Raw genomic sequence first — 24,160 nt, forward strand, 5'->3', positions numbered from 1 at the left:
GCTAAATGCCTAATAAACCGAAAAATTCAAAGCGTGCCGTTTCCGCAGCCAGCAATTCCGGAGATTTCTCCGCAATAGCATCGCCATCCAGGGAGCTGCGAAACAACCAACGGGACAACACGCCTTCAATGAGGCTCATCAGAAATGCCGCTCGCAGCTTGGCATCAATCGCAGCGGGCAGCATACCCAGCTCAGTGGCGCGTTCAATATTGAGTACAAAGGATTGCTCCATCGCCATTTGAGTGCCCGTTATTTCCTGTCTAACGACTTCGCTGAAGCCTGTGCCGTCAAGCAGCATACCCATTAAATAGCGGTTTTCCTGCGCAAAATGGAAGAGCTCGGCCAGCAGATGCTCCGAGGCTGACACCATATCGTGCACCGAGCCGGCATTTTTTCGATAGCCTTGTCCAATAACCGCAAGCAGCCGCTCCCGTCCGTCCTGTACAATTTCTATAGCAATAGCTTCTTTACTTTTGAAATACCAATAGAAAGTGCCCTGCGCTACTCCAGCATCCGCTACAATATCCGATACTTTCGTCGAATGGTAACCATGAAGGGCAAAACGCTTCAGTGCGGACTCCATTATTTGGCGTTTGCGCTCCGCATTGTTCGCCCTATTGCGATCTACGGTTCCGATACCAGCATCGCCTCCATTGATTGACTCGTCAGTCAGTTTTTATTTAAATCCTATCGGATCACTCGTATATTGTCAAGTGGCTAACAAAAAAAGACCGTCCAAGTCGTATTCAACCTGGACGGTCCTTCTTATTCGTCTTTATGCCAGCCATACTTTGGTGATCATGATGAAATCAATAAACAAAAACAATCCCAAAGATACAGCTGTGAAACCAATTGCAAAAATGTTCTTCTTGCGCTCTTTCACCAACCGGACAAAGCCGATCAATAACAAAATTGTAAACGCAAGCATAAACCAGTCAAACGTGTTAATGTTGCTGGTTGCTTGTGCTGCTTCTTCTGCCAAAAACATGTGAATGACCCCTCCCACAGTTAAGCTTTTGCTCCATTTCACTTGCTTTAGGACCTGTCCTCCAAACCAAGGTGAACCGGCTTTCGTCGTCCTCTGACGACGCGGCGCGTTTCATTCCGAGAAATATAGAGAAAAGATAGAAACCTCATATCCTTTCCTATATTTTCAAAAAAAAACGATTTGGCCACACGCATCCTATCCTAACCTATATGTTATCTTTTCCATGCGCCTGACGCAAGTCCGAATCTGTTTTCGTAACAACTTTGTCACGTTTGTCCAATAAGCATGACGATTGCCCGATTACCAACCAAGCAAGTCCTCCTCCACTATCTCCTTATACGTTGTCCAGCTTTGCCCAACCTTATAACATGCGGCCATCATGGAATAGGGATGAATTTCAATCAGACAAAGAAAAAAAGGGCTAACCCACACATCAGTGGGCTAGCCTAACCTAACATCATCAGATCTAATTAGACGCCGCAGCAACGGACACTTGCGTCTCGCGCCGCTGGATGGTCCGCTCCCGATCTCGCTCCATAATCGGCTTCAGGTATTTGCCCGTATAGGAGCTGTCTACCTTCGCCACTTCCTCCGGCGTTCCAGTCGCAACGATTAAGCCGCCGCCGCTTCCGCCCTCCGGTCCCAAATCAATCAAATAATCGGCTGTCTTAATGACATCGAGATTATGCTCAATGACAAGTACCGATTCACCTGAATCAACAAGACGATGCAAAACCATCAACAGACGGTCAATATCATCGGCATGCAAGCCTGTCGTCGGCTCATCCAAAATGTACAACGTTTTCCCCGTACTCCGGCGATACAGCTCGGAAGCCAGCTTAACACGCTGTGCTTCGCCACCAGACAATGTCGTTGCAGGTTGTCCCAGGCACATATAACCTAAGCCTACATCAAGCAGCGTCTGCAATTTGCGCTGAATTTTTGGAATATTCTCGAAAAACTTGCAGCCGTCTTCAATTGTCATTTCAAGCACATCAGAAATGCTCTTGCCTTTATATTTTACTTCCAGCGTTTCACGATTGTATCGCTTGCCTTTGCAAATTTCGCAAGGGACATACACATCAGGCAGGAAATGCATTTCAATCTTAATAATGCCATCTCCACGGCAAGCCTCGCAGCGGCCGCCCTTCACGTTAAAGCTGAATCTACCCTTCTTATAGCCCCGCACCTTGGACTCATTGGTAGAAGCGTAAAGATCACGCACATCGTCAAACATACCCGTATACGTAGCAGGATTCGAGCGTGGCGTTCTGCCAATTGGCGATTGGTCAATATCAATAACCTTCTCCAAATGCTCGATGCCGCGCATTTCTTTATATTGTCCAGGCCGTGTTCTCGCTCGGTTCAAATCACGCGCGAGCGTCTTATAGACGATTTCATTGACGAAGGTTGATTTGCCCGAGCCAGATACGCCAGTAACCGCCGTAAAAATGCCAAGCGGAATCTTTACATTGACACCGCGCAAATTGTTTTCCTTCGCACCGCGAACTTCCAGCCATTTGTCTCCCGCTGCACGGCGCTCCAGCGGCACCTCAATAAACTTACGCCCGCTCAAATATTGACCCGTCAATGAATTTTCATTTTGCATGATTTCCGCCGGTGTGCCTTCCGCGATAACGGTACCGCCATGAATGCCCGCACCAGGGCCAATATCTATAATATAGTCAGCAGCCAGCATTGTATCCTCATCATGCTCTACAACAATTAGCGTATTGCCGATGTCCCGCATATGCACAAGCGTCTCAATCAACCGATCATTGTCCCGCTGATGAAGTCCGATGCTCGGCTCATCCAAAATATAAAGAACGCCCATCAGACTCGAACCGATTTGTGTTGCCAATCGAATTCGCTGCGCCTCACCGCCGGACAGCGTTCCAGCCGCCCGATTCATCGCCAAATATTCCAGCCCGACATTGACTAGGAAGCCTAGACGGCTGTTGATTTCCTTCAAAATTAGATTGGCAATCGTTTGCTCCTTCTCCGTTAATACCAGTCCTTCGAAGAAGCGCTGCGAATCGCCAATAGAGAGCGAAGTAACGTGCGCGATGTTCTGGGAAGCGATCGTAACCGCAAGTGTTTCCTTTCGCAGCCGCTGTCCTTTACAGCCGCCACAAGGCTTGGCACTCATATAAGCTTCGATGTGCTCCCGCATGGAATCAGACGCTGTCTCGCGGTAGCGCCGTTCCAAATTATTGACGATGCCTTCAAACGGTACATAGGCTTCTTTACGATGGCCAAAGTCATTTTCATATAGGAAGCGAACGCGTTCTCCACCAGTACCATATAGCAGCTTATTCATTTGCTCATCACTAAGCTCAGAAACCGGCACATCCTGTGGTATGCCGTAATGCTCACAAACCGAGCTTAAAAACTGCGGATAATAATTGGACGTGCTTCCAGCCCAAGCGAGAAAAGCAGCTTCTTTAATAGATTTGCTCATATCGGGAACGAGCAAATCTGGATCGACAATCATCTTCGCGCCTAGTCCGTCGCAATCCGGACAAGCACCGAACGGGCTATTGAACGAAAACATCCGAGGCGCGAGCTCCTCGACGCTAAAGCCGCATACTGGACAGGCCAGGTTTGAGCTGAACAACAGCTCTTCCTGCTCCATGACATCTACGAGCACCCGGCCATCGGCCAATTTGAGCGCCGTTTCTATCGAATCAGCCAAGCGGCTGTGCACGTCTGCCTTGACAACGATGCGGTCCACAACGACCTCAATGTTATGCTTCTTGTTTTTCTCCAGCTCGATCTTCTCACTGAGCTCGCGTAGCTCACCATTGACGCGAACGCGGACAAAGCCCTGCTTCTGGATATCAGCAAACAGCTTCGTATGCTCACCCTTGCGACCGGATACGAGCGGCGCCAAAATTTGCAGCTTCGTCTTCTCCGGGTACTCCATAATGCGATCGACCATTTGCCCTACGGTCTGCGAAGTAATTTCAATCCCATGCTCTGGGCAATGCGGCTTGCCGATTCGTGCGTATAACAAACGAAGGTAGTCGTAAATTTCCGTTACGGTACCTACAGTAGAGCGCGGATTGCGGCTCGTCGTCTTCTGATCAATGGATATCGCCGGAGACAAGCCTTCGATAGAATCTACATCTGGCTTCTCCATTTGGCCGAGAAACTGTCTTGCGTAGGCAGATAAAGACTCCACGTAACGGCGCTGTCCTTCGGCGTAAATCGTATCAAATGCAAGGGACGATTTTCCTGAGCCGCTCAAACCTGTCAATACAACAAACTTGTCGCGCGGAATGGTGACATCAATATTTTTCAAATTGTGTGCACGAGCGCCTTTTACTACAATTTTGTCGCTTCCCAATCTTATTGCCTCCTCTTTCCTATCCATTCTCTTCTTGCGCTTCTACATTCCCGCACGCAGCTCCAACAACGCATCCCGAAGCTCAGCCGCCCGCTCAAATTGCAGGTTTTTCGCCGCTTCCTTCATTTCGACTTCTAATCTATTAATCATCGACTGACGATCCTTCTTCGACATTTTGCCAGATCCGGCATCTGCCAAATAATCAGCCTTCTGCTCGGCAACCTTAGTCGCTTCAATAACCTCCATTACTTTCTTGCGAATCGTCTGCGGCGTAATGCCATGCTTCTCGTTAAAAGCTTCCTGAGTCGTCCGCCTACGTTCCGTTTCCTTAATCGCACGGCTCATTGAATCCGTCACCTTATCGCCGTACATGATGACCCGGCCATCGCTGTTACGCGCCGCACGTCCAATCGTTTGAATAAGCGAGCGGTCCGAGCGCAAAAAGCCTTCCTTATCCGCATCCAAAATCGCTACCAGCGATACTTCAGGCAAATCCAGCCCCTCCCGGAGCAGGTTAATGCCAACCAGCACGTTGAACACGCCAAGTCTTAAATCCCGCAATATTGCAATCCGCTCCAGCGTCTTAATATCCGAGTGCAAATATCGCACCTTCACACCAATTTCCTTAAAATAATCGGTTAAGTCCTCCGCCATCTTCTTCGTCAGCGTCGTGACTAATACCCGCTCATCCTTCGCAACCCGATCGCGGATTTCGCCTAGCAAATCATCAATTTGTCCCTTCGTTGGCCGAAGCTCAATGATTGGATCAAGCAGGCCTGTTGGCCGAATAATCTGCTCTACCATCGTCGGACATTGCTCCAGCTCAAGAGGGCCCGGCGTAGCGGAAACATAAATCGTCTGCTTGGCCTTCGCTTCAAACTCCTCGAACTTAAGCGGCCGATTGTCCATCGCTGACGGCAGCCGGAATCCATGGTTGACGAGCATTTCCTTCCTTGCCCGGTCGCCGTTGTACATCGCGCGAATTTGCGGCAGCGAGACATGCGACTCATCAATAACAATGAGCATGTCATCCGGAAAATAGTCGAACAACGTGTACGGTGTCGCTCCGCGCTCCCGGAATGTCAATGGCCCTGAATAGTTCTCAATGCCAGAGCAAAAACCCATCTCGCTCATCATCTCGATGTCATAGCGCGTACGCTGCTCAAGCCGCTGCGCTTCCAGCAGCTTGCCTGCTTCCTTAAGCTCGGCAAGCCGCTCCTCCAGCTCTCGCTCAATATTAACGAGCGCAAGCTTCATCGTTTCCTCATGGGTAACAAAGTGAGACGCCGGGAAAATAGCTACATGCTCACGCTCGCCCACGATTTCGCCGGTCAAAACATCAATTTCCGTAATCCGTTCTATCTCATCGCCGAACAATTCAATTCTAATCGCCCGCTCATTATTGGCAACGGGAAAAATCTCTATAATATCGCCGCGGACACGGAACGTGCCACGAATAAAATTAATATCGTTGCGCTGATATTGAATATCGACGAGCTTATGCAAAATCGCATCGCGGGGCTTCTCCATCCCCACGCGCAGCGACAGCAGCATGCTGCCGTACTCCTTCGGCGAGCCTAAGCCGTAAATACAGGAGACGCTGGCCACGACGATGACGTCTCTTCGCTCGAATAGCGAGCTTGTCGAAGAGTGGCGCAGCTTATCAATCTCTTCATTAATGCTCGAATCCTTCTCAATATACGTATCGGTTGAAGGAATATAAGCTTCCGGTTGAAAATAGTCGTAATAGCTAACGAAATACTCCACGGCATTATCGGGGAAAAATGACTTGAATTCGCTGCACAGCTGCGCTGCGAGTGTCTTATTATGCGCAATTACGAGCGTAGGCCGATTAACCTGCGCAATCATATTGGCAATCGTGTAGGTTTTCCCCGTTCCAGTCGCTCCCAGCAGCGTTTGAAACCTCTCTCCTGCTTCAACGCCTTCAACTAGCTGCCTAATCGCACGCGGCTGGTCGCCTTGCGGCGTATAATTGGATTTAAGCTCAAAATTGCGGGCTTGCGGTGCAAAATTACTCACTTCAGCCATCCACTCCTTCTTCCTTCCTCAGCTATCTATCAGTATAGTCTATATCGTGCAAAAGAAGCAGCAAGCCTCCATTTGTTCATGCTGTTACAATTAATTGAATAAAGGCAAGTGTGCCCTTTATAAGAATATGTGTTCCCGTTCATTATAGCTCTAAGCATTCTCCGTTGCAACCAGCTAAATTTCCCTACATTAAAAAACCGCACTGGCAGCAGGAAAAGTCTGTCAGTGCGGTTTTGATTTCTATTGGAGAGGGAGCCACTCCAGCCAATATTGTCATTTCGGGCAGTGGCCATCATTTCGTAAAGCGCCTCTGCTTGCAGCTATACTGATGTTTTCTCGCTAGCAGCAGCGCCATTCACAGGGGCCGACGCTGCAGATGAGCTCCGGCGATGCGCAGTTCGCTTATTCCTCAACAAATCAAGCAGCGAAGCTGGGCCTGATGCCGCATAGAAATTCGCATCCTCGTCCGGCGCCAAAATAACCCCGAGCTGATGATGCTCATTTTCATAACGTGCACGCTGAACAAATTTCACTTCTCCCTCGAAGTTCAGCACTTCCAGCTTGCAGAAAGCCGAGTTGAGATGCAGCGCGGCATGCAGATCTGTTTTCGAATGCACGGGAACGCCATTAACCTTTGATATAATCTCGCCTGCCTGAAGCCCCAGCGCCTCAGCTGGCGTTTGCGGCAAAATACCTAACAAGCGCAAGCCGCGCTGGTCATGAACGAAGAGCGGGCTGCTGGCATTTTCCAAGCTGCGGCTGCGCCAGATAATCGCTTCATGGAGCAGCAGCGAGCAAAGCGCGGCAAGGGGCAGCAGCACGGGCAGCCACCAAGCCAGCAAGGCTGCGGCTGCGAGTGCGACACTGTAAAGCAGCAAGCCTTTCGCAGCGTGCTTGGCCTTCTCCTCAGGCAGCATCGAGCGTGTCAGTTCGCTAAAGCCGATAATCATTGGCAACGCAGCTATCGTCCAGCCCTGCGACCAGTCCGCGCCAAACAGCGATGTCCATGGCAAAACGGTTGTTGAAGCATCTGCACCCGTACCTCCGCCAATGGGAACGATCAGCAGCAGAGGGACTGGCCAGAAGCTTTGCAGCATGTAGCCGCCGACAATTTTCCCTCTCTTGCCCGAGAGGAACAGGGGCGTCGCCAGCTTGCCGCCCTGCTTTCGCACGAGCAGCGCCTCTGCCAAATGCAGCAGAGCTACCAGCAAGAACAGCCCTGTCATATCCATGGCTGCGAGCGAGGCTGCTGCTTTACCCGCTATGCCCTCGCCTGAAGCAAGCGGCGTAAACCCAACGATCCATTGCAGCAGGCCAAGCACGCCAGCCGCATAAGCAAAGCATAAATAGCGGATGCGAAACAGCATGAGCAGCGCGGATACGCCCCATAGCCACATGACCGACTGCTGCGTAACGGAAACGCCGATAAAAGCCCCTATGAAAGATACTGCTATGCCTACCAGCAAGCCTGTGACGATTGCCCGGCCGAGCAGCCGGGGCCATATATGCAGCTTAACGGCAAACAACTGCCGTTCAAGCTTAATCTGCTTCGTGTATTGGAGCAATATAAATAAAATAGCCACATAATAAAAAGGTTGTACCAGCAGTTGAAGCAACGCCAATTGAAATTGCTGCAACAAAGCAAGAGCCTGACTCACCGCATACACTCCTTCACATTTACCAACTTGTTCCTCTGTCCGCCTAGCGGCTTTTTCCCGTCTCATGCCTGATGTCTGCTCAAAAGAAAAGGCTGACTCCGAAGACAGAGTCAACCTTGTTATGGATTCGACAACGAGACGTTATTTCCTGCCTACACGTTCAATCGCTTCCCGAAGCTGCACATCGTTGTTCTTGTCTTTAATCCAAGCAACGACTGCTTTCTCCAATGCTACCGCTGTCGACGAGTCCAATTTCCCTGTCACCGCCAGACTCGATTGCCTCTGGAATTGCTTGACCGCCTGCACGGTTTCCTCATTGAAATAACCATCGTCACGCTTCGGCTCATAACCAAGCCCCTTAAGCATAATTTGCGCACTGCGAATTTGCTCATTGTTCATATCACGCTGCAGCGTTTCAGTTATGGTCAGCCGCGCAACGGTGTAAAGCGAAGGTGGAGCTACAGCAATCGTCGGCTCAACGCCCTTCTCATGAATCCAGCGGCCTTCCGGCGTCAGCCACTTGGCAATCGTCATTTTCACCAGACTGCCATCGCCCAGCGCTTTATTATAACTGACCTGCACCGTTCCTTTGCCGAACGTCGTCTCGCCGACAAGCATCGCCCCAGCTTCCTCGCCAAGCGCTCCTGCCAATATTTCTGAGGCGCTGGCGCTGCCTTTGTTCATGACTACGGCGACCGGATAAGCTTTGCTGCTGCCTTTTGACAGCGTTTTTTCACGCTTGCCGTCGCGATCCTCCACCTGTACAATCACATCGCCCTTGGCAATAAACTGCTCGGCAATTTCCACAACGACCGGCAATACGCCGCCAGGGTTATTGCGGACATCAATTACGAGCCCCTTAAGGCCTTGTCGCTCCTTATCGCCTGCTCCTTCGCTTATCTGGGCTCCAGACTGCATCTGAGCCTGCCCTGCTGACTGCTGCTTCGCCTCCTGCTCCAGACGAGCAAGCTCTTCCTTGAAGCGCTCGGCTGTATTGAGCGAAAACTGTCTAATTTCAATGACACCAATCCGGTCATCGGACAAATGGGCATATACCGTTTCCACATCAATATCATCCCGAATTAAAATCAGCTGGATCGATTCGCTTGTGCCTGAACGCTGGATTTGCAGCTTAGCCTTCGTCCCCTTCGGTCCGCGAATTTTGTCTACCGCCTCATTAAGTCCAAGGCCCTCCAGCTTCTCTCCATTAACCGAAATGACGACATCCTTCGCCAGCAGCCCCGCCCGTTCGGCAGGGGAGCCTTTAATCGGAGAGACGACGACGAGCTTGCCGTTTTGCAGTGTCACTTCCGCACCAATACCTGTGAACGATCCTTCGATGGATTCGGAAAAATGCTGAGCCGACGTCTTCTCCATATAAACGGAGTAAGGGTCATCGAGCGATTCCAGCATGCCTTTGACCGCACCATCTACAAGCTCTTCTCGATCCGTCTTCTTCACGTATTTGGTTTCAATCAAATCCAGCACCGCATTCATTTTGTCAATCTCGGCTTCATTCAGTTCATGTTGCCCGCTAGTTTCGGCAGTTGCCGGAGCGGAGCCTGACGCCTGATAGCTTCCCACGACAAGATCGCGGGCCACTACAAGCGTGACCAGAACAGAAGCGAGCATCGTAATCATTACAAAAGCAATGACTGTACGGCCTCTAAACTGCATATTCAGGACACCACCTTCTCGTTTGACCAAAGCATTAAATAGAACCTACTTCAGTTCATGCCTTCCGCTTGGAAGACACGCCCTAGTATATGACAAGTTCTGTCCATTTATTTGCGTCTGCCCAGCGACCTGCCTATTCCATATCTTTCAAGCGTAAACGGCGTTGCCATCCTTGGATGGCAACGCCCGTTTCGTACAGAAGCAGAAGAGTCGTATCATGGCTTTAATTTCGAACAAGGCAGCCCGAAGGCTGCCTCATGCTACTGCTCTTCCTATTTTAAATAGCTGCTTGGATCCGTTGTTGAACCATTAATCCGCACCTCAAAATGCAAATGCGGCCCTGTCGAATTGCCTGTGCTGCCAACCTCGGCAATTTTTTGGCCTTTTGTAACACTGTCGCCTTTGCTTACTTTAATGCCGCCTTCGCGAATGTGGCCATACAGTGTCCACATGCCGCCTCCGTGGTCGATAATGACGGCATTGCCATAACCGCTCCAGCGCTGCGCCATAAGAACAACGCCGCTTTCTGCCGCATGTATTGCTGTTCCCTGCGGAGCTGCAAAGTCAATGCCGGTATGGAGCTTTCTTGAGCCCGTTATGGGGTGAATCCGGTAGCCGTAGCCCGAGCTAACCCGATACGAGTCGAAAATTGGCATGCCCAGCTTTCCACCCGTATAGACGGTACCGCCGCTTCCGCCTCCACTGCTGCCATTTCCTTTAGCCGCAGCAGCGGCCGCAGCCGCTGCTGCGGCTTTTTCCCTCGCGATTCTTTCCGCTTCCAGCTTCGCTACCTTCTCGGCCTCCAGCTCGGATACCTTCTGTGCAAATTCAATCATTAGCGCTTCCTGCTCTGCGCTTATATCTTCGAGATCCTCAAGCTGATGATCGTATTCGGCAACCAGCTTGTTTTTCTCTGCTTCTTTTTTCGCTAGCTCGCTTTGGTATTTTTGCAGCTTGGCGTACATCGTTTTGACTTCTTCAAGCTTGTGCTCGACCTCGGCTTTTTTCTCCTCAACCAATGCCTGATCGGCTTTGTTTTGCTCTAAAATGCTGCGATCCTGGCTTAAAATCAGCTGAAGCGAATCAAAACGGTCGAGAAAATCGGAAAAGCTGCTCGCATTCAGCAAGACATCAAGATACGACACCGAGCCGTTCTCATACATAAGCCGCAAACGCTGCTGGATCAAAATGTCGCGCGTTTTAACACGGCCTTCTGCCTCAACCAGCTCTGCACCGGCCTGCTGAAGCTCCGTTTCCGTTTGGTCAACCTTTGCTTGCGTATTATTCATATTGACGACAACTGCATCCAGCTGTGCCAATACGGTTTTGATGGAGGCTTGTACATCAGATTTGAGCGTCGATACTTCCGTCTTTTGCCGCTCTGTCGCATCAGCTTCCTTCTGCGCTTTGTCAATGGCCTTCTTGGCATCTGAAAGCTGCTTGTTAATGCTGTCCAGTGAAGCGGCACTGCTGCTAAGTGGCTGAACGAGCAATACCGTCATTATCACCATAAGAACGATTAGATTTCTTCTCTTCACCGACGCTTCCACCTACACTTTCAAATATTTTCGAATGGATATCGTACTTCCCCATATGCCAATCAATGTGCCCAGCCCAATCAATACACCGCTAATTTCCAGTCCAACCTGCTGAACCGACACGAGACTGAGCATCATCAGCCCAAGCCCTTCTTGCGTCACTTGAACAAACTGCGCATAGCTCACAAGTAATACAGCTGTCGTCAATATTGAAGCAATCAAGCCAATAAGTGCACCTTCAATGAAAAAGGGCCAGCGGATAAACGCATTCGTCGCCCCTACCAATTTCATAATGCCGATTTCCCGGCGCCGAGCAACAATCGTCACTTTAATCGTATTGGAAATGAGGAACATAGCCGTAACCGTAAGTGCCAGTACGATCACGAGCCCAATTGTACGCACTGCATTCGTAATTTTGAACAGCGTCTCAATTTTGCCTTCTCCATATTTCACACTCGTAATCGGCACTGTTTCATCGCCCGTGTTAAGCGCCTCGATCTGCGCTGCTGCACTGCTGACAGACTGAGGCTTAAATACTTCTACGGTAAAAGAGTCCGGCAGCGGGTTGCTCGCTTCATCGTAGCCGTCAAGCAAGCCCTCGTCGCTCAAGTTTTTGCGAAGCTCCTCAAGTCCCTCTTCCTTCGTAACCAGCGTAACTTGCTTCACCTCAGAGAGGGCGAGAATTTTATTCTCGACCTCCTTCATCTTTGCCTTGTCTATGTCCAGCTGCAAAAATACGCGAATTTCCACCTTGCTCTCCACCGAGGAGGCAAAATTGTTTACATTCAGCGCCAGCAGCATAAAAGCCCCTAACAAAAATAACGAAATAAAAATCGAGCTAATGGAAGCAAACGACATCCAGCCGTTGCGAATAATATTTTTACAGCCTTCTTTAAGGTGGCGGAGCAGGGTTCTAAATTTCATAACCGTACTCCCCTCTTGCCTCATCCCGAACGACCAAGCCATTCTCGATAGCGATGACACGCTTGCGCAAGCTGTTTACAATATCGCGGTTATGCGTCGCCATGACGATGGTTGAACCGCGAAAGTTGATCTCCTCCAGCAAAGCCATAATTTCCATGGACGTCTCTGGGTCGAGGTTGCCGGTAGGCTCATCCGCTACAATAACCGACGGGTTATTCACTATTGCCCGGGCAATCGACACACGCTGCTGCTCTCCGCCTGAAAGCTGGGCCGGCAGGCTGGCATGCTTATGCTTAAGCCCGACGAGATCGAGAACCTCCATCGTCCTTTTTTTGATAATCCGCTTGGGCGCTTCAATAACCTCCATCGCATAAGCGACATTTTCAAACACCGTCAGCTTCGGAAGCAATCTAAAATCTTGAAAAATAACGCCTATGTTGCGCCGTACAAATGGGATTTTGCGCGGCTTGAGCTTGCCTATATTAAAACCATTTACGGAAAGCTGCCCTTTCGTAGGCACTTCCTCGCGATAGATCAGCTTCATAAAGGTTGATTTGCCTGCCCCGGAAGGCCCTACCAGATACACAAATTCATTACGATCTATGCGTACGGATACTCCTCGCAGTGCATGGGTACCGTCGACGTAAGTCTTCCATATGTCTTGCATTTCAATCACGTTATCACATCCTGTTTTTAGTCAGCATTATTAATTCGACAATGACGTGGCAAATCCTTTCTTTTCGACGGTTTCTTTCCTCATTTTTCACAATTCTCATATTCATTCTAGCTGCATGCATATATATAACAGAGTCGTTTTTGCTTGACCCGTAGGAAGGGGGATTGGTCTATTGAAAAAATTGCATCTCATCAGCATTTTTGTATTTGCCCTGCTGCTTGCAGCATCCGTCGGCTGGGGTGGACTCACCTATTATGCCGAGCAGCGCACCGTGCCGTCAGGCGTAACAGCGGGCGGGCTTAATATTAGCGGAATGCCTATTACGGAAGCGATAAAGCTTCTGAGCGACTATGAGCAGGCTCTAGGAGCGCGTGAACTGACGGTAACTACCGGCAACGCAGGCTCGGATAGGCGCACATGGAGGGCGGAGGAGCTCGGCTACCAAGCAAATACTGCGGAAGTGCGCGAGGCTCTGAAGCAGCTTGGCAAAGGAACGTTATGGGAGGCGGCAAAATATCGCTTTTATTTTCCGCGCACCTTCGAGCTTGCACAGACGTTTGATCAAGCATTATTCGAAAAGCTTGTTCGCCAGCAGTGGGGCTGGCTAGAGCAAAACGAGCCCAAGGATGCCACCCGAACCATTACGGATCAGGACGAGATTTTTTATGAGCCGGAGGCAGAAGCCTACCGTATTGAAATGAGCCGCCTCGCTGCTGAGGTGAAAAATTGGCTTTGGCTCGCCGCAAATGCTAGTTCTCTTGTAAATCAGGCGGCGTATCGCATAGAGCTTCCTATCCTAACCCTATCTCCATCCGTCACGCTGGAGCAGCTCAAGGCGCAGGGGGTCGAGCGCAAATTAATGTCGTTCACGACCGACTTCGCCGCTAGCACAGAAGGCCGCGCTTATAATGTCGCCTCAACGGCGGCGGCTCTCGATAACTGGCTCCTTGCTCCTGGCGAGGTGTTTGACTACAGCAAGGTCATTCGCAGGGCCGAGGAAAAATATGGTTTTCGGGAGGCGCCCGTCATCTTGAACGGCAAGCTTGTTCCCGGTATTGGCGGCGGCATCTGCCAAGTGTCCAGCACGCTTTACAATGCCGCATTGCGCGCCGGACTTGAAATTGTCGAAAGACGCAACCATTCGCTTCCCGTTTCCTATTTGCCCGTTGGACAAGATGCCACCTATGCTGACGGCGCCATTAACTTTCGGTTTCGCAATTCAACGGACAAGTATATTGTCATTCGTGCTACATCTGAAGGACGCAAGCTGACGGTCAAGCTATTCGGAAATAGGTCAGAGGATGTCCAATATCGCATTGAATCGGTTACTGTCGGCACGCTGTCTCCAGAGGTGCAGCAGCTTCAAGACCCCGCACTGCCAGCCGGCACACGCAAGATAATCGCCCCAGGGCGCAAGGGCTACGTCGTCGACACCTTTAGGGTGACGCTGGAAAATGGCAAGCCTCCAGTAAAGGAACGCATTTCGCGCGACACTTACCGTGCCCAGCCTACTATCATTCATATTGGCACGGGGAAGGCGGGGAAGGCTGATCAGGCCCCCGTCCCTCAACCCGCTCCCGCTCCAAGCGCACCCAACGAATGGGCTACACCGACCGAGCCGCTGCTTGAGGATGGCATAAGCTAAATTTCTTGCTGCCTCTATTGCTGCAACTAAGCAAAAAAATCTCCAAACCCAGCCTTCACTGGATTTGGAGATTTTTAATTACAGATTATAGGTTGATAAGCCTAACGGCTGCGCTCTGCGTATTCCGTTACCCAAGCCGCTACCTTCAGCAGCTCCTCATCAGCACGGCCAATAGCCGCTTCAACCTGAACGGTCGCTGTGCCGCCGTAGACGTTGCGGGCATCCACAACCTGCTCCGGCTGGAGCACCGCATAAATGCGATCATCGAACAGCTCGGAAAATTGCTTGAACTCCTCCAGCTTCAGATCGAGCAAATATTTGCCCTGCTCGATGCAATAAAGCACCGTCTTGCCAATGACTTCATGCGCTTGACGGAAAGGCAAGCCCTTGCCGACGAGGAAATCGGCAATATCGGTCGCATTGGAGAAATCCTGATTGACCGCTTGGCGCATCCGATCCTTATTGACCTTCATCGTTGCAATCATCGGCGCGAACAGCTGAAGCGCGCCTTGCAGCGTGCGAACGGTGTCAAACATGCCTTCCTTGTCTTCCTGCATATCCTTGTTGTACGCGAGCGGAAGCGATTTTAACACCGTCAGCAGGCCTACAAGATTGCCATAGACACGGCCTGTCTTGCCGCGCACTAGCTCAGGCACATCCGGGTTTTTCTTCTGCGGCATAATGCTGCTGCCTGTGCAGAAGGCATCATCCAGCTCGACAAAATTAAACTCTGTGCTGGACCACATGATAAGCTCCTCGCTCAGACGCGAAAGATGCATCATAATGATCGAAGCATGGGAGAGAAATTCCAAAATAAAGTCGCGATCGCTGACGGCATCGAGGCTATTTTCATAAACACGATCAAATTTCAGCTGGCTGGCTACAAAATGGCGGTCGATCGGGAACGTTGTACCCGCAAGTGCACCTGCGCCTAGCGGCAGCATATTGATGCGTTTGTAGCTATCCTGCAAGCGCTCGATATCGCGACCGAACATGGATACGTATGCCATCAAATGATGAGCGAACAAAATCGGCTGGGCGCGCTGTAAATGCGTGTAGCCCGGCACGATTGTAGCCGTATTCGCTTTCGCCTGCTCTACAAGCGATGCTTGCAGCTTTTGCAGCAAATCGACGAATTCCACAACGCGCTTGCGCAAGTAAAGATGCATATCGGTCGAAACCTGATCATTACGACTGCGTCCAGTGTGCAGCTTGCCGCCAACGGAGCCAATATCGTCAATGAGCGTCTTCTCGATATTCATGTGAATGTCCTCGTCAGAGACGGAAAACTCAATATCATTGCGTTTAATGCGCTGCAAGACGCGGTGCAGGCCGTCCTGAATCGTCTCCACATCTTTATCCGGCAAAATACCCTGCTTACCCAGCATCGTCACATGAGCCAGGCTGCCTTGAATATCTTCTTCCGCCAGTTCCTTATCGAACAGGATGGATGCTGTATACTCCTCCACCAACTGATCGGTCTTCTTCGTAAATCTGCCGCCCCATAACTTGCTCACGTTATCGCACTCCCTTCCGGATAAGGCACAGGCCGCTGCATGCAGCGGCCTCTCCCTTGCTTCCGGCATCTATTAATAAACGACGTACTTTTATTGTTATTTACCGCTGTATTTCGTTCCAACCTTCAAACGCAGCGCATTCAGGCGAATAAAGCCCGTAGCATCGCCTTGGTCATAAGCTTGCGTCGGATCAGCTTCCATCGTAGCGATTTCCGGGTTGTACAAGCTCACAGGGCTTTGTACGCCAGCGCCGATGATGTTGCCTTTGTACAGCTTCAGGCGTACCGTACCTGTGACGTTTTTCTGGGATTCAAGCACGAGAGCTTGCAGAGCAAGACGCTCAGGCGCGAACCAGAAGCCGTTATAAACAAGCTGGCTGTATTTTGCAATGAGGGAATCACGCAAATTCATAACCTCGCGGTCCATCGTGAGCGACTCCATTTTGCGGTGTGCGCTGAACAAAATCGTACCGCCCGGCGTCTCATAGACACCACGGCTCTTCATTCCGACAAAACGGTTCTCAACCATATCCACGCGGCCGATACCGTGCTTGCCGCCCAAGTCGTTAAGCTTGTCCATCACTTGCAGCGGAGTCAATGACTCGCCGTTAATCGCTGTACAGTTGCCCGCTTCAAAGGACAATTCAACATATTCGGACTGATCCGGCGCATCTTCCGGCGCTACGCTCAGTACGAACATATCCTTGTTCTCGTCGGAGCTTGGATCGAACCATGGGTCCTCCAGCATGCCGCTCTCAAAGCTGATATGCAGCAGGTTGCGGTCAGTAGAATAGGGCTTCGCAGCCGAAGCTTGAACGGGAATGTTGTGCTTCTCCGCATAAGCGATCATTTCTGCTCGTCCCGGGAACTCTTCACGGAACTGCTCTTCACGCCAAGGCGCGATTACTTTAATATCAGGAGCAAGCGCGGCAACACCAAGCTCGAAACGAACCTGGTCGTTTCCTTTACCAGTCGCGCCATGAGCGATCATGATCGCACCCTCAGCGCGTGCAATATCAACCATGCGCTTCGCGATTAGCGGACGTGCAATCGAAGTGCCAAGCAGATATTGACCTTCGTAGAAAGCGCCAGCTTGGAACATTGGGAAAATAAAGTCAGACGCGAACTCGTCGCGAAGATCGTCGATATAAACCTTCGAGGCGCCAGTCGCTAATGCCTTTGCTTCCAGTCCGTCCAGCTCATCCTTCTGTCCGATGTCAGCTGTGAACGCGATAATTTCCGCATCATACGTTTCTTTCAGCCATTTGAGAATAACGGACGTGTCCAGACCGCCCGAATATGCCAATACGATTTTTTCCTTAGCCATTGTAATTGTCGCACTCCTTAGTATCATGATGATTAATTCAGGCGAACCTTCTGCTATGCTTGCAGCAAGTCGAATAGTGCCGAATTAAGCTTTGTTACATAATGGCGGCCATAATAGCCTTTTGAGCATGAAGACGATTTTCCGCTTGGTCAAAAATAATCGAGTGGTCGCCGTCAATAACGCCCTCACTCACTTCCTCGCCGCGATGCGCAGGCAGGCAGTGCATGAACAAATAGTCTTTCTTCGCATGTGCAGTCAATGCTTCATTCACTTGATAAGCAGCAAATGCTTTCTCGCGTTCCTTCTGCTCCGCTTCTTGCCCCATGCTCGCCCATACGTCTGTATACACGACATCAGCACCTTCAATAGCTTCTCTCGGATCGCGGCACACATGAATGCGCGAGCCTGTCTCTGCTGCATGATCCTTCGTCTGCTGCATAATGTCCGCATCCGGCTCATAGCCTTCTGGAGTCGCAACCGACATGTGCATGCCAAGCTTAGCTGCTCCCATCAGCAGGGAGTGAACCATGTTGTTGCCATCGCCGATGTAAGCCACCTTCAAGCCTTCGAGCTTGCCCTTGTGCTCCAAAATCGTCTGGTAGTCAGCCAGCGCCTGGCAAGGATGCGAAAGGTCGGTCAAGCCATTAATAACCGGAATTGTTGCACCGCGAGCCAGCTCCACGACTTTGCGATGAGCAAACGTACGAATCATAATGCCGTCCAGATAGCGCGAAAGCGTCTGTGCTGTATCCCAAATCGATTCGCCGCGTCCAATTTGCAAATCATTGCCGCTCAGGAACAGTCCGTGTCCGCCGAGCTGGTAAATGCCTGTCTCGAACGAGACGCGCGTACGCGTCGACGATTTTTCAAAAATCATCCCGAGCGTTTTTCCTTTAAGCAAATGATGCGTTTCGCCCGCCTTTTGCTTCTGCTTAAGCTCGATAGCGAGATCAATCAGGTAACGGATTTCCGCTGGCGCATAATCCACCAGCATGAGAAAATCACGGCCTTTCAGGCTCGCAGCCATTTCTTCTTTTATTGCTTCTTGCAAACGTATCTCCTCCACTTCCATCTATGTGTCCATTATGATAGCAATTATTTGTTCAAGCCTGCATCTGCCAGCAGCTCTGCCAAAATGCGAACCGCCTGATCAATCTCCTCATTCGTCACGAGCAGATTAGGCAGCAAACGGATGACGTTCGGTCCCGCCGAAATGACGAGCAGCCCTTTATCCTGCGCCGCCGTGAGCAAGCCAGCGATTGGCTCTACGCATTCGATGCCTACAAGCAGCCCTTTGCCGCGAATGTCCTTCACGAATGGATTGCCTTCAAGCTTTGCTTTCAATTGCGACTTTAAGTAGTTACCCTTCTCCTCTGCGCGCTCAGACAGCCGGTCGCCTATAATCGTCTCCAGCGTCGCTTTCACAACAGCTGTAGCGATAGGTGTGCCGCCAAAGGTCGAGCCATGGCTTCCCGGACCAAACGCTTCGCGAAGCTCCTCCTTGCACACAGCCGCCCCCACGGGGAAGCCGCTGCCAAGCCCTTTTGCCAGCGTGAAAATATCCGGTTCAATGCCATAATGCTCATAAGCGAACAGCTTGCCCGTACGGCCCATGCCCGTCTGAATTTCATCGACGATCAGCAAAATGCCATGCTTGCGGCATAGCTTGCACAGGGCATGCACAAATGCCGGATCAGCCGGATAAATACCGCCTTCCGCCTGTACCAGCTCCAGCATAACCGCCGCTGTTTTGTCGCTGATTGCCGCTTCCAGCGCTTCAATATCGTTGTATGGAATATAACGGAAGCCCTCCGGCAATGGAGCAAAGCCTTCCTTTACCTTCTCTTGGCCCGTCGCAGTCAACGTTGCCAGTGTCCGTCCATGGAAGGAATTTTCGAAGGTAAGGATTTCGTAGCGGCCATTTCCTTTAATCTTCTGCTGGTATTTGCGAGCCAGCTTGATTGCCGCTTCATTCGCTTCCGCACCCGAGTTGCAGAAAAATACAGCGTCGCCGCTGCTGTTGTCCGTCAACAGCTTAGCAGCCTCCTCCTGATTCGGTATATGAAACAGGTTAGATACATGCCACAGCTCATCCAGCTGCTTAATCAAGGCTTCCTTGATTTTACGAGGAGCATGTCCCAAATTCGTAACAGCAATACCGCTCATGAAATCGAGGTACTGCTTGCCCTGATCATCCCACAGCCAGCTGCCCTCGCCCTTCACGAGCGCGATTGGGTATCTCGCATAAGTAGGCAGCAGCGAGTTTGCCGCTGCCGCAGACGTTGTTTTTTCACTCATCGTTTATATCCTCCCTCCCGCTCTCGCGAATTAAACCCCTTTGACGATTCGCGTACCTACTCCGCCCTCGCGCACGGCCTTAGTCAATACGCCCGGCTCCTCGCCGCTGACGATGACAACCTCCTGCACCTGTCCTTGAATGCATTGGACAGCTGCGCGGACTTTGGGAATCATTCCGCCATATATTTCTCCGCTTGCGATCATCTCGTCAATATCGGCAACGGTCACTACAGGCAATACCTGCTTCATACCATCAACCGTACGCATAATGCCCGGCACATCGGTCACTACGATCATTTGATGAACGCCCAGATGGGAAGCGACTGCACCAGCCGCGGTATCTGCATTAATGTTATAGCGCTGCCCTTGTGCGTCAATGCCTACCGGCGCAATAACAGGAATATATCCCATCGCCATTACACCCTCTATAACAGCAGCGTTGATGTCCGTCACATCGCCTACAAAGCCAATCTCATCGGCGTTTGCGACCGGACGAGCGGTTATAAGCTGACCATCCACACCGGATAAGCCGAGCGCCTGTGCGCCGCAGGAGGACATTTTTCGCACAATCTCCTTGTTGATGCGTCCAGACAACACCATCTCTACAACGTCAAGAACCGCATCGCTAGTCTTACGCAGCCCGCCGACAAACTCAGTCTCAATGCCCAGCTTCGCAAGCGTCTCCGAAATCGCCGGTCCGCCGCCATGCACAATAACCGGGCTAACGCCGGATTGCTGCAACTCCCGCAGCTCGCCAAAGAAAGATTCAGGCAGCGCAGCCAGTGTACTGCCGCCGCATTTCATTACAAATCGTTGCGTCATGCTATTATGAGCTCCTTTATCGCTTAATGCTTGCCTCAAGCACCGTTATGTACGGTAAGCCGCATTAATTCGCACGTAGTCATAAGTCAGGTCACAGCCCCAAGCTGTTGCTGCGCCCGCTTCCATATGCAGGTCCACATGAATGACGACCGTATCGCCCTTCAAATACTCCAAAGCTTTCTCCTCATCAAAAGCGACCGGCTTCGACTGTTGCAGCGTTACAATGCTGCCCAGTGCAATATCAACCGTATCCGGGTTGACAGGCTCGCCAGCACGTCCTACTGCTGCAATAATCCGCCCCCAGTTCGCGTCTGCGCCAAATACAGCAGATTTAACAAGGGAAGAACCAATGACGGTCTTCGCAATCGCCTGTGCCGATGCATCACTAACCGCTCCGCGCACTTGAACCTCGACCAGCTTCGTAGCGCCTTCGCCATCACGCGCAATCGCCTTCGCAAGCACCTCGCACACATAGCGAAGCGCCGCGCCGAAAGCAGCCCAGCCTTCATGCTGCGGGTTAAGCTCGCTATTGCCAGCAAGTCCGCTTGCCATCGCAACGAGCATATCGTTCGTGCTTGTATCGCCATCGACCGTAATCATATTAAAAGTATGGTTCGTCGCTTCACGCAGCTGCTGTTGCAGCGCTTCGCTGCCTATCGCCGCATCCGTCGTAACGAAACCAAGCATCGTTGCCATGTTTGGGTGGATCATGCCGGAGCCTTTCGCCGCTCCAGCGATATGGATGAGCTGTCCATCAATTTCAACGGACACGCATACCATTTTTTGCACCAAATCGGTCGTCAAAATCGCTTGGCAGAAGCTTTCTGCCGCTTGCTTGTCGGAAGCCAGCTTCGCTGGCAGCTCACTGATCCCGCTGCGCACGTTGTCCATCTTAAGCAGCTCGCCAATGACGCCAGTAGAAGCTACTGCTACCTCATCCGCTGCAACACCAACACGCTCAGCGAATTTGTTGCGCATCTCATAAGCATCCGCTTCGCCCTGCTCACCCGTGCAAGCATTGGCATTGCCGCTATTAACCAGCACAGCACGCAGGCGACCGCCTGCGCCAATGCTTTCACGCGTCACCTTAAGCGGTGCCGCCTGAAACACATTTGTCGTGTACACGCCCGCCGCCGCTGCAGGAACCTCGCAAACAATCGCACCAAGGTCATTGCGCGTCGTTTTTTTGAGGCCGCAGTGAATGCCGCCCGCTGTAAAGCCCTTCGGTGTTGTAATCGAGCCTTCCGCCACAACCGTATAAAGGAGTGCTGTGTGTTCCTGTCCCATAATTACATCGTTCTCCTTCGCTTCATGCTAAATTAGATTATGCTGCTTCTTATGGATAAACAGGAACAAACTGCAATCCAAGCGTCTCATCCCAGCCCATCATGAGGTTCATATTCTGAATCGCTTGTCCAGCTGCGCCCTTGACCAAATTATCAATAACCGAAACAATCGTCACTCGGCCTGTACGGCTATCGAACGCAAACCCGATATCGCAGTAATTTGAGCCCCATACTTCCTTCGTTGCAGGAAATTGTCCTTCTGGACGCAAGCGCACAAATGGACGGTTCTCATAATAGCTGCTGTACAGCTCCATAAAATCAGCTGCGCTTCTGCCATCCTTCACCGTTGCATACATCGTCGTCATAATGCCGCGAGTCATCGGCACGAGATGGGTCGAGAATGTGGTCACAACGGGGCTCCCCGCAACATCGGAAAGCACCATTTCGATTTCAGGAGTATGCTGATGCTGATTCAGCTTATACGCCTTTAAACTCTCGTTCAGCTCCGAATAATGCGTACCGAGGCTAGCGCCGCGTCCTGCGCCGGAAACACCCGATTTCGCATCAATAATAATGCTGTTCGGGTCAATAAAGCCTGCTTGTACGGCCGGAACTAGGCCCAGAAGCGCTGCCGTAACGTAGCAGCCGGGATTGGAAATGAGCTTCGCACCAAGTACACGGTCGCCATACACTTCAGCTAGTCCATATACCGCTTGCTTCAAATACTCCTCATCCGCCGCCGGCTTTTTGTACCATTTCTCATATAATGCTCTATCTTGCAGGCGGTAGTCGCCGGATAAATCAATGACTTTAAGGCCAGTCGCCAGCAAACTAGGTGCCAGTTTGGAAGCGACAGCTGCTGGTGTTGCCAAAAATACAACATCCGCCTTGCTGCGAATCGCCTGTGGCTCTACATCATCAAGCAGCTCTTCACGAATGCTTATCAAGTGCGGGTATCCTTCCGTTATCGGCGTCCCCGCGCTGGATGATGAAATAACCGAGGTCACCTCAGCAAGAGGATGTGAGGCTAACAATCGAATAAGCTCAACGCCGCCGTAGCCAGTTGAACCAATAATAGCTATTTTCAGTTTTTCGCTCATATCCTTCATCTCTCCCTATGAGACTATCTAAAAGTATATTGTACATGATTCGGCAGTCGATTAAAACACACTGTTTTTCCGTATTATTATACATGCCATTCTATATTAATACAATGCGCGGATGGATGTATTTTTGTATCGCGCAAGCTAACACGACGCGCTGTTAGGGCGCCCAATCGAGTGCCTAATCGCTATTTTCACTCCAGCTTAAACCCTTCGCCTACTACCTCTGATGTGTTGCTGATGATGACAAATGCGCCCGGGTCCACTGTCCGAACGAGCTGCTTGAGCTTCGCCACCTCCATCTGCCCTACAACGACCATCAGCACGGTCCGTCCTTCCCCGCTGTAGCCGCCATGTCCATCAAGCCTCGTCAAACCGCGGTCGAGATCATAAAGGATCGCCTCCGACACTTTTTCAGGCTCGCTGCTAATGATGAAAGCAACCTTCGACACCGGCAGGCCGCTTTGGATAATATCAATCGTTTTGCTCGTTACAAATAACCCGACTAAAGCATACAACGCTACTTCCGGAGAAATAAGCAGGCCTGCTGCAATGATGACACATCCGTCAAAAATAGCGACAGCGAGCCCGAGCGACAATCCCGTATAACGATGTAAAATTTGCGCAGCCAAGCCGAGACCGCCTGTCGAGCCGCCCCCGCGAAAGACAATGCCGAGACCGAGACCAACGCCGATCCCTCCATATATAGCAGCAAGCAAGGGATTATGTGTGGGTGTTTCCCAATGGGATGTGAGCAGAACGAATAGCGGAAGCACAACGGAGCCAAGCGCCACCTTAAGCGCATAACGCTTGCCCAGCAGCCACAGCCCTACAAAAAACAAGGGGATATTTACAGCCCACTGCGTATAAGCTGGCGAAATGCCGGCAAAGCGCTGGACCAAAATCGAAATGCCGGAAACGCCGCCTGAGGCAATTTCATTGGGCACTAGAAATAAGTTAAAGCTTGCCGCCATTAGAAAAGAGCCCAGCAGCACCTGCAGCATGCTCCAAGTGAGCTGTTTTTCTGGGCTTAGCGGTTTTTTTATCCGTTTATTTTTGACCGTCGATTTAGCTGTGTACGACCTGCGGCTGTCTTTTTCATTCTTTTCTTCCACCATATTAAATCCCACCTAAGTTCATAAAGTCTTAAGTAAATCGCTCATAAAAAAGAAGAGTTCCACCCTTATTCGAGTCGGAACTCTTCTTAGCTTACGTCAATATGGCTTGATCCATGCGTATTCAACCATATCCTGCATTCCTTCAGCCTTATATCCTTGTAGCCTTTAACCGCAAATGCTCTCCAC

General features: G+C 50.9%; 18 protein-coding genes. 1 reads left to right on the top strand and 17 read right to left on the bottom strand.

Annotation, left to right across the window (positions count from 1 at the left end; genetic code table 11):
• Nucleotide 1 precedes the first annotated feature (1 nt).
• From V5J77_RS24140 to ftsE, 9 genes are all read right to left on the bottom strand, one after another.
• The gene (locus V5J77_RS24140) at nt 2-583 is read right to left on the bottom strand and encodes a TetR/AcrR family transcriptional regulator (protein WP_338553334.1); all 582 of its coding nucleotides are present in this window, start codon (nt 581-583) and stop codon (nt 2-4) included.
• Between the two features lie 192 nt (nt 584-775).
• Complete coding sequence (locus V5J77_RS24145) at nt 776-988, bottom strand: hypothetical protein (protein WP_338553335.1); 213 nt, start codon at nt 986-988, stop codon at nt 776-778.
• A 466-nt stretch (nt 989-1,454) separates the two neighbouring features.
• Nucleotides 1,455-4,337 carry an excinuclease ABC subunit UvrA gene (gene uvrA, locus V5J77_RS24150; RefSeq protein ID WP_338553336.1) on the bottom strand — a complete coding sequence of 961 codons (2,883 nt, stop codon included), beginning with the start codon at nt 4,335-4,337 and terminating at the stop codon, nt 1,455-1,457.
• Between the two features lie 42 nt (nt 4,338-4,379).
• Nucleotides 4,380-6,386 carry an excinuclease ABC subunit UvrB gene (uvrB, locus tag V5J77_RS24155; RefSeq protein WP_338553337.1) on the bottom strand — a complete coding sequence of 669 codons (2,007 nt, stop codon included), beginning with the start codon at nt 6,384-6,386 and terminating at the stop codon, nt 4,380-4,382.
• A gap of 320 nt (nt 6,387-6,706) precedes the next feature.
• Nucleotides 6,707-8,044, bottom strand: a complete 1,338-nt coding sequence (locus V5J77_RS24160) for a PDZ domain-containing protein (protein ID WP_338553338.1) — start codon at nt 8,042-8,044, stop codon at nt 6,707-6,709.
• A 141-nt stretch (nt 8,045-8,185) separates the two neighbouring features.
• Complete coding sequence (locus V5J77_RS24165) at nt 8,186-9,721, bottom strand: S41 family peptidase (protein WP_338553339.1); 1,536 nt, start codon at nt 9,719-9,721, stop codon at nt 8,186-8,188.
• Between the two features lie 272 nt (nt 9,722-9,993).
• Complete coding sequence (locus tag V5J77_RS24170) at nt 9,994-11,259, bottom strand: peptidoglycan DD-metalloendopeptidase family protein (RefSeq protein ID WP_338553340.1); 1,266 nt, start codon at nt 11,257-11,259, stop codon at nt 9,994-9,996.
• Nucleotides 11,260-11,271: 12 nt separating this feature from the next.
• Nucleotides 11,272-12,183: a permease-like cell division protein FtsX gene (gene ftsX, locus V5J77_RS24175; RefSeq protein WP_338553341.1), complete on the bottom strand. Its 912-nt coding sequence runs from the start codon at nt 12,181-12,183 to the stop codon at nt 11,272-11,274.
• Nucleotides 12,173-12,859: a cell division ATP-binding protein FtsE gene (gene ftsE, locus V5J77_RS24180; RefSeq protein ID WP_338553342.1), complete on the bottom strand. Its 687-nt coding sequence runs from the start codon at nt 12,857-12,859 to the stop codon at nt 12,173-12,175. The genes ftsX and ftsE overlap by 11 nt, the downstream gene beginning before the upstream one ends.
• A gap of 172 nt (nt 12,860-13,031) precedes the next feature.
• On the opposite strand from ftsE, the gene V5J77_RS24185 reads away from it, so the two are divergent.
• A complete protein-coding gene (locus tag V5J77_RS24185; protein WP_338553343.1) occupies nt 13,032-14,504 on the top strand; it encodes a VanW family protein in 1,473 nt (490 codons plus the stop codon).
• A gap of 101 nt (nt 14,505-14,605) precedes the next feature.
• Here V5J77_RS24185 and argH read toward each other — a convergent pair whose 3' ends face one another.
• The 8 genes from argH to V5J77_RS24225 form a co-directional block, all read right to left on the bottom strand.
• Nucleotides 14,606-16,021 (bottom strand): argininosuccinate lyase, encoded by a 1,416-nt coding sequence (argH, locus tag V5J77_RS24190; protein ID WP_338553344.1) that lies wholly within the window; start codon nt 16,019-16,021, stop codon nt 14,606-14,608.
• A gap of 96 nt (nt 16,022-16,117) precedes the next feature.
• Nucleotides 16,118-17,347, bottom strand: a complete 1,230-nt coding sequence (locus V5J77_RS24195; RefSeq protein WP_338553345.1) for an argininosuccinate synthase — start codon at nt 17,345-17,347, stop codon at nt 16,118-16,120.
• A gap of 94 nt (nt 17,348-17,441) precedes the next feature.
• Nucleotides 17,442-18,398: an ornithine carbamoyltransferase gene (argF, locus tag V5J77_RS24200; RefSeq protein ID WP_338553346.1), complete on the bottom strand. Its 957-nt coding sequence runs from the start codon at nt 18,396-18,398 to the stop codon at nt 17,442-17,444.
• 44 nt (nt 18,399-18,442) lie between these two features.
• Nucleotides 18,443-19,645, bottom strand: a complete 1,203-nt coding sequence (locus V5J77_RS24205; RefSeq protein ID WP_338553347.1) for an acetylornithine transaminase — start codon at nt 19,643-19,645, stop codon at nt 18,443-18,445.
• Nucleotides 19,646-19,675: 30 nt separating this feature from the next.
• Nucleotides 19,676-20,467: an acetylglutamate kinase gene (argB, locus tag V5J77_RS24210; RefSeq protein WP_338553348.1), complete on the bottom strand. Its 792-nt coding sequence runs from the start codon at nt 20,465-20,467 to the stop codon at nt 19,676-19,678.
• Nucleotides 20,468-20,512: 45 nt separating this feature from the next.
• Nucleotides 20,513-21,754, bottom strand: a complete 1,242-nt coding sequence (argJ, locus tag V5J77_RS24215) for a bifunctional glutamate N-acetyltransferase/amino-acid acetyltransferase ArgJ (RefSeq protein ID WP_338553349.1) — start codon at nt 21,752-21,754, stop codon at nt 20,513-20,515.
• A gap of 49 nt (nt 21,755-21,803) precedes the next feature.
• Nucleotides 21,804-22,853, bottom strand: a complete 1,050-nt coding sequence (argC, locus tag V5J77_RS24220) for an N-acetyl-gamma-glutamyl-phosphate reductase (protein ID WP_338553350.1) — start codon at nt 22,851-22,853, stop codon at nt 21,804-21,806.
• Nucleotides 22,854-23,050: 197 nt separating this feature from the next.
• On the bottom strand, nt 23,051-23,974 hold the full coding sequence (locus V5J77_RS24225) for a YitT family protein (protein WP_338553351.1): 924 nt from the start codon (nt 23,972-23,974) through the stop codon (nt 23,051-23,053).
• Nucleotides 23,975-24,160 lie beyond the last annotated feature (186 nt).

The organism is Paenibacillus sp. KS-LC4 (genome assembly GCF_036894955.1).
Lineage (GTDB): Bacteria > Bacillota > Bacilli > Paenibacillales > Paenibacillaceae > Pristimantibacillus.